General features: G+C 54.9%; 5 protein-coding genes and 3 tRNA genes (1 of these 8 only partly in view). All 8 read right to left on the bottom strand.

Going from position 1 to position 5,079, the window contains the following annotated elements; translation table 11 throughout:
* Positions 1-17, bottom strand: a tRNA-Lys gene (locus ACI2JR_RS05450); it reaches 159 nt to the left of the window's first position.
* A 3-nt stretch (positions 18-20) separates the two neighbouring features.
* A tRNA-Val gene (locus ACI2JR_RS05445) sits at positions 21-96 on the bottom strand.
* Between the two features lie 109 nt (positions 97-205).
* Positions 206-281 (bottom strand) — tRNA-Lys (locus ACI2JR_RS05440).
* A 162-nt stretch (positions 282-443) separates the two neighbouring features.
* A complete protein-coding gene (gene cpoB, locus ACI2JR_RS05435; protein WP_462478061.1) occupies positions 444-1,241 on the bottom strand; it encodes a cell division protein CpoB in 798 nt (265 codons plus the stop codon).
* Positions 1,242-1,250: 9 nt separating this feature from the next.
* The gene (pal, locus tag ACI2JR_RS05430) at positions 1,251-1,775 is read right to left on the bottom strand and encodes a peptidoglycan-associated lipoprotein Pal (RefSeq protein WP_004859700.1); all 525 of its coding nucleotides are present in this window, start codon (positions 1,773-1,775) and stop codon (positions 1,251-1,253) included.
* A 34-nt stretch (positions 1,776-1,809) separates the two neighbouring features.
* The gene (gene tolB, locus ACI2JR_RS05425; RefSeq protein ID WP_132728143.1) at positions 1,810-3,102 is read right to left on the bottom strand and encodes a Tol-Pal system beta propeller repeat protein TolB; all 1,293 of its coding nucleotides are present in this window, start codon (positions 3,100-3,102) and stop codon (positions 1,810-1,812) included.
* Between the two features lie 131 nt (positions 3,103-3,233).
* Positions 3,234-4,574, bottom strand: a complete 1,341-nt coding sequence (tolA, locus tag ACI2JR_RS05420; RefSeq protein WP_462478060.1) for a cell envelope integrity protein TolA — start codon at positions 4,572-4,574, stop codon at positions 3,234-3,236.
* A gap of 103 nt (positions 4,575-4,677) precedes the next feature.
* Positions 4,678-5,079, bottom strand: a 402-nt coding sequence (tolR, locus tag ACI2JR_RS05415; RefSeq protein ID WP_462478059.1) for a colicin uptake protein TolR, incomplete at its 5' end; no start/stop codon positions are given.

Raw genomic sequence — 5,079 nt, 5'->3', positions numbered from 1 at the left:
AACTGAGCTAACGACCCGAGTGGTGGGTGATGACGGGATCGAACCGCCGACCCCCTCCTTGTAAGGGAGGTGCTCTCCCAGCTGAGCTAATCACCCGATACTGCGCTGGATACTACAGCTTACTAAGTAAGCGGTGGGCCGTGACTGACCGTTACTGACGTAACGTTATCCTTCACGTTTTACTATCGCGTTCCACCAGAACGATTGGTGGGTCGTGCAGGATTCGAACCTGCGACCAATTGATTAAAAGTCAACTGCTCTACCAACTGAGCTAACGACCCGCTTTTTTCGTCGCTGCAGGCTTGTTTGATATCCCGTGGCAACGGCGGCATATATTACTGATTTAAGAATTCAGCGCAACAAGTATTTCGATAAAAAACATCTGACTGCTTAGGTTTCACCCGACAAGACCAGAAATAATGCGATTTCTGGTCATGCCATAATCAGCCAAGGGCGTTAAGACGTTTCTGAGCTTGTTTTGCGCCGTCGGTGCCAGGAAATTTACTGACTACCTGCTGGTAAACGGCCTTCGCCTTCGCGGTATCACCTTTGTCCTGCATAATCACGCCGACCTTAAACATCGCATCGGGCGCTTTCGGCGATTTAGGGTAATTCTTCACCACGGAAGCAAAATAGTAGGCTGCATCGTCTTTTTTCCCCTTATTGTAATTCAACTGACCGAGCCAGTAGTTGGCGTTCGGTTGATAGGTTGAATCCGGGTACTTTTTGACGAAATTCTGAAATGCCGCCATCGCATCATCCTGGCGGGACGAATCCTTCACCAGCGCAATCGCCGCATTGTAATCAGTATTGGCATCTCCGGTCATCGCTGGCGCGCCTGAAGAGGCCCCTGGCGCCGCCGTAGTCGCGGATGCGCCCTGATCGCCTGAAGGCGAGGATGTCTGGGTCTGCGCACCTGCCGCCGCACCGCCGCTGCTCAGACCGTCAATCTGCAGCAGAATCTGCTTCTGGCGCTCGACGACCTGGTTAAGCTGATACTGACTTTCCTGGATCTGACCGCGCAGAGAATCAATATCACTCTGGTTATCGGAGAGCTGTTGCTGAAGTTGGGTTAAAAGTTGACTGTGAGCGTTAGAAATACGCTCGAGTTGAGTGACCCGGTCTTCGACCGAACCTGAGCCGACACTACTGATTGGCGCCTGAGCAAAAGCGGCCCAGGGGGCCGCTATGCCAACCAGTAACGACAGACTCAACAGATGATGTCTGAAGTTACTGCTCATGCAATTCTCTTAGTAAACCAGTACGGCGCGACGGTTTTTGGCATAAGCCGCTTCGTCGTGACCCAGTACTGCAGGTTTTTCTTTACCGTAAGAAACGATGGAGATCTGGTCAGCAGAAACACCTTTGCCCTGCAGATACATCTTAACGGCGTTAGCACGACGCTCACCCAGAGCGATGTTGTATTCCGGCGTACCGCGCTCATCCGCGTGACCTTCAACGGTCACTTTGTAGGATGGGTTGCTACGCAGGAAGTTAGCGTGTGCATCCAGCATTGCAGCGAAGTCAGAACGGATATCGTACTTGTCGAGATCGAAGTAAACGATGTTGTTCTGCTGCAGCTGCTGCATCTGCAGACGAGCCTGCTCTTCAGAAGACATGTTGCCGCCGTTAGCGTTAGCATCCATACCAGTGCCGGCACCCAGCATGCCTTCACCGCTCTGGTCGTTGCTGGCGTTCTTGTTAGAAGAACATGCCGCGATTGCCATAACCGGCAGAGCGATCATCAGCCCTTTCAGCACTTTGTTCAGTTGCATTTCTTTGATTCCTTTAATAATCAATTATTTATTATCACAGATACGGAGACCAGGCAGGGAATTTTACCTGTCCATCAGTCGCCGGAAGACGCGCTTTGAAACGCCCATCTGTAGAAACCAGATTCAGCACGGATCCCATCCCCTGAGAAGAGCTGTAGATAACCATAGTGCCGTTAGGTGCCAGACTTGGCGTTTCATCCAGGAACGTTGACGACAGAACTTGTACGCCACCCGCTACCAGATCTTGTTTGGCAATGTGCTGCTGGCCGTTGGCCGAGCTGACCATTACCATAAATTTACCGTCGCTGCTGACGTCCGCATCCTGGTTCTGCGAACCTTCCCAGGAGATACGCTGCGGAGTACCGCCGCCAACGCTGACTTTATACACCTGCGGACGACCGGCCTGGTCAGAAGTAAAGGCCAGGTTCTGGCTGTCCGGGAACCAGCTTGGTTCGGTGTTATTGCTGCGACCGTTGGTCACCTGACGAATCTGACCCGAGCCCAGATCCATCACATACAGGTTCAGGCTACCGGTTTTCGACAGGGCGAAAGCCAGTTTGCTGCCGTCCGGAGAGAAAGCCGGCGCACCGTTATGCTGCGGGAACGAGGCGATCTGACGCACTGCACCGTTAGCCAGAGTCTGGACCACCAGAGCAGAACGACCGCTTTCGAAGGTCACGTAAGCCAGTTTAGAACCGTCCGGAGACCATGCCGGTGACATCAGCGGCTGAGGTGAACGGTGGACGACAAACTGGTTGTAGCCATCATAGTCGGATACGCGCAGCTCATACGGGAACTGGCCGCCGTTAGTCTGCACAACGTACGCGATACGGGTACGGAAAGCGCCCTTAATCGAGGTCAGCTTTTCAAATACCGCATCGCTGGCGGTGTGTGCCGCATAGCGCAGGTACTGTTTAGTGACCTTATAAGAGTTCTGCGCCAGAATCGTACCCGGTGCGCCGCCGGTATCCACCAGCTGGTAAGCCACGTTGTACGAACCGTCCGGGTTTGGCGTGACCTGGCCTACGACCACGGCATCAATACCCAGCGCGGACCATGCCGCCGGCTGTACTTCCTGCGCCGTAGCCGGTTGCTGAGGCAGACGCGAGCGATCCAGTGGGTTGAACTTGCCGCTGTTACGCAGGTCAGCCGCCACGACACCGCCGATATCTTCAGGTGCAGCACCCGGCCCCGCCCACTGGAACGGCACAACGCCGATCGGGCGTGCCGAGTCCACCCCTTGGGTGATCTCGATACGTACTTCTGCGTGCAGCACTGCCGCCCACAGCATTAAAAAACCAAATGCTACTCGTAATGCCTGCTTCATCATATCTCCCTTATCCGGGCGGAAAGCCCACGATAATTTAGCAGAATGTTAACAAACTCAAATACACAAAACTACCGAAACCCAGTGACTACCATAGTTTGTTTTTCCCCGTTTGCACGGGGAGAACGTTACTATGGTTTAAAGTCCAGCGGCGCGTTTTTGAATGTCTCATAAATAGCCTGTGATGGCGGTTTAGGGAATTTACTCATCCGGTTGGTTGCCGCCAACATTTGCTGACAAAACTCCGGATCTCCACCTTCCGATTTCACACTCAATAACGTTCCATCTTGAGCCAGGTTCACGCGTAACGTACAAAACTTGCCTTTGTACGTATCCCAGTCATAGAGATGCCCTCTAATCGCAGCCTGAACCTGCGCACTATAGCTATCAATTTCAGCCTGAGATGCACCACCTTGCCCCTTCTTACTTCCTTTAGCAGGAGAAGAGCCCCCAGCGCTACCGCTGGTGTTGCCTTTCGGCGCATTCTTACCTGAACTCAGATCACCGAGCAGGTCGTCAACGCCGTCAGCCTCTTTCGCGGCGGCCGCTTTTTTCGCTGCAGCCGCTTTTGCCGCAGCGGCCTTAGCAGCCTTATCTGCGGCGGCTTTTTCGGCTGCGGCAGCTTTAGCTGCGGCGGCTTTTTCCGCTTTTTCAGCCGCGGCTTTCTCGGCGGCTGCGGCTTTGTCAGCGGCAGCTTTTTCAGCAGCGGCCTTCTGAGCAGCAGCCTTTTCAGCAGCGGCTTTCTCGGCCGCCGCCTGCTTAGCCGCTTCCTGCTGGGCTTTTTTCTCGGCCTGCTGCTGCGCTTTTTTAGCCGCGTCAGCTTCGGCTTTCTTCTGGGCCTCGGCGGCCGCTTTCGCCGCTTCAGCTTCCGCTTTCTTCTGAGCGTCGGCAGCCTCTTTCGCCGCTTCGGCTTCCGCCTGTTTCTTCGCATCGGCTGCGGCTTTTGCTGCCGCAGCTTCCGCCGCTTTCGCCTGGGCATCGGCCTTCGCTTTGGCATCAGCAGCGGCTTTCTCTGCCGCCTGCTGGGCTTCTTTCGCCTGAGCGTCCGCTTTGGCCTTCGCCGCTGCCGCCGCTTTCGCCGCCGCCTCTTCAGCTTGTTTTTGTTGCTCCTTCGCTTGCTGGGCCGCTTCCTGCGCCTGCAGGCGATCCTGCTCAAGCTGCTTCAGACGCTCCTGTTCCGCGGCCTGCTTTTCACGCAGCTCTTCTGCCTGCTGCTGAGCCTGCTTTTCGCGTTGCTCGGCGGCGCGGCGCGAACTGGCCTGCTGTTGCTGCTGGCGGTTGTAGTTATTCACCACCGCCCCGGGATCAACCATTACCGCATCGATGGAAGAGCCTCCGCCGCCACCGGCTGAGGTATCCAGATGCTCATCGAACGAACTCCAGATCAGCAGCGCGATCAGAATGATGTGCAGCGCGACTGAAACTATGATCGCTCGTTTAAGCTTGTCGTTTTGTTCGGTTGCCTTTGACACTATCGGTTCCCAAAAACTGTTCGCCTGTTCCCGCTATTCTCGCTGGCCGCGAGGATTCAACTCTCACAGCCAGCGAACCGGCGGGCGCACAAATCTGAAGCGATTAAATAGGCTTGGTCATTAAGCCAACCGATTTAACCCCTGCGCTATGCAACAGGTTAAGCGCTTTAATAATTTCATCGTAAGGTACATCTTTCGCACCGCCGATCAGGAACACCGCTTTCTCATTCGCCTCAAGTCGGCGCTTCGCTTCGGCAATCACCTGCTCCGGCGGCAGTTGCGACAGGGTTTCCTGGCCAACTTTGATGCTGTACTGCCCTACCCCGGAAACTTCAACAATCACCGGCGGTTCATCATTACTTTTGACCGCCTGCGATTCTGTCGCATCCGGCAGGTCGACCTCTACGCTCTGCGTAATGATCGGCGCCGTCGCCATAAAGATCAGCAACAGCACCAACAAGACATCCAGCAGCGGAACGATGTTGATCTCGGACTTCAGTTCGCG

It is taken from the genome of Klebsiella sp. NPDC088457 (assembly GCF_044900465.1).
Taxonomy (GTDB): domain Bacteria; phylum Pseudomonadota; class Gammaproteobacteria; order Enterobacterales; family Enterobacteriaceae; genus Klebsiella.
The sequence above is the reverse complement of the archived record's forward strand: the minus strand, read 5'-3'. Positions and strand labels throughout refer to the sequence as shown.

Excerpts from the sequence above, each read along its gene's own strand:
- cpoB (WP_462478061.1), bottom strand. The coding sequence starts at position 1,241 with ATGAGCAGTAACTTCAGACATCATCTGTTGAGTCTGTCGTTACTGGTT.
- pal (WP_004859700.1), bottom strand. The coding sequence starts at position 1,775 with ATGCAACTGAACAAAGTGCTGAAAGGGCTGATGATCGCTCTGCCGGTT.
- tolB (WP_132728143.1), bottom strand. The coding sequence starts at position 3,102 with ATGAAGCAGGCATTACGAGTAGCATTTGGTTTTTTAATGCTGTGGGCG.